1 protein-coding gene is annotated in these 1245 nt (G+C 54.1%); it reads right to left on the minus strand.

Annotated elements, in window-relative coordinates:
• Positions 1-187: 187 nt before the first annotated feature.
• Positions 188-1105 (minus strand): type III secretion system chaperone, encoded by a 918-nt coding sequence (locus tag RMSM_RS01170; RefSeq protein ID WP_008690259.1) that lies wholly within the window; start codon positions 1103-1105, stop codon positions 188-190.
• Between the last annotated feature and the right edge of the window lie 140 nt (positions 1106-1245).

The following is a 1245-nucleotide window of genomic DNA, read 5'->3' on the forward strand; positions in this document are numbered from 1 at the left end:
CGCTTCCGGCGTTTCGCGGGGCAAGGTCAGAGGCATCGGGGGCTTGTTGGGTAGCTGCCAGTTGTCGCTCCGACCGGGACAAGCCCGGCGGAAGCAAGGAAGCCCCGTTCGACCTCTCCCAGCTGCGCCGGAAGAGGTGACTCGCGATGAAGAAATCAAACCGCAGCCTGCTTACTTTGCTTTCGTATTACTTGGCTTTCGTAAAATCGAGTTTGATTGCCACGTTGCCTTTGGCGTCGTTGACCGCCAGCTGGAATTTGTCGGCCACGGTTTGGTTGACCGTGCAGTTCAGCGTGATTTTGTCGTCTCCGATCAAGGTCAGCTTGTTGCCGGCGCGGGTCACTTTGCCTTTGGACGTGGTTGCTTTTCCTGATTTCATGTGGACCAATTGAAACCTCCCTTCGCTGTTCAATCGCAAGGCAAACGCTTCGCCGCTGGTCAGCGATGCCGACCATGTTCCGGCGAGCGAAAAGCGTGGATTAGCTGATTTTGCAGCGTTCGTTGGTTTCACCGGGGCGGTCACTTCGGACTTGGGCGTGCCGCTGGTTTTCGACCAGATATCGGACTTTCGCTCTGCCAAACTCGCCAATTGGATCAAGTCGGACTTCAATTGACGCGGCGTGACCGCTCGGTTGCTGAGCGAGACTCGCAACTGAATCCGCTTGTTTTCTTGATCAAATGCAAAGTAGCCGCCTTGGGTTGCAGTGTTGGAGACCAGCAGCTTTAACAGCGTTTCTTTGTCAATCGAGGCGTCCTCTTCCATTTTGACCAGCGACATTTCGCAAGCAATGCGGTCTTCGTCGACAAACACCGTCATCGAAACGGGAAAGATCCATTGAGCGTGATTCATTTTGAAGTTCACTGATCCGTTGTCTTCGCTGGGCTCAAAACCGGCGGTCTTCAAAACTTGGATCAGCGAAGAGACGCCGACAATCCGCTGCATCGTTTCGCCGTCGCTGATCGTGGCGACGTCTTTGGCGGTCGCGACCTGTTTCTCGAAAACCGATTCCATCGCGACTTCCGAAAACAGATTGTCATCCGCGTGGAGCTGCGCGTTGCCACAAAACAAAGCAGCAAGCACGGCAAAAGAGAATAGGTAACGCATCGTAATACCCTGGGGTGGATAAGAGGGAAGGCGTCGCGATGACTCATTTCAATCGCGTGACTTTCTATCCCAGCGGAAAAACGCCAGCGGTGTTACAGCAAATCCAAAACTAAAGAGGACACGTCTCGGGGATCGCCACT

This window comes from Rhodopirellula maiorica SM1, from assembly GCF_000346295.1.
GTDB lineage: Bacteria > Planctomycetota > Planctomycetia > Pirellulales > Pirellulaceae > Novipirellula > Novipirellula maiorica.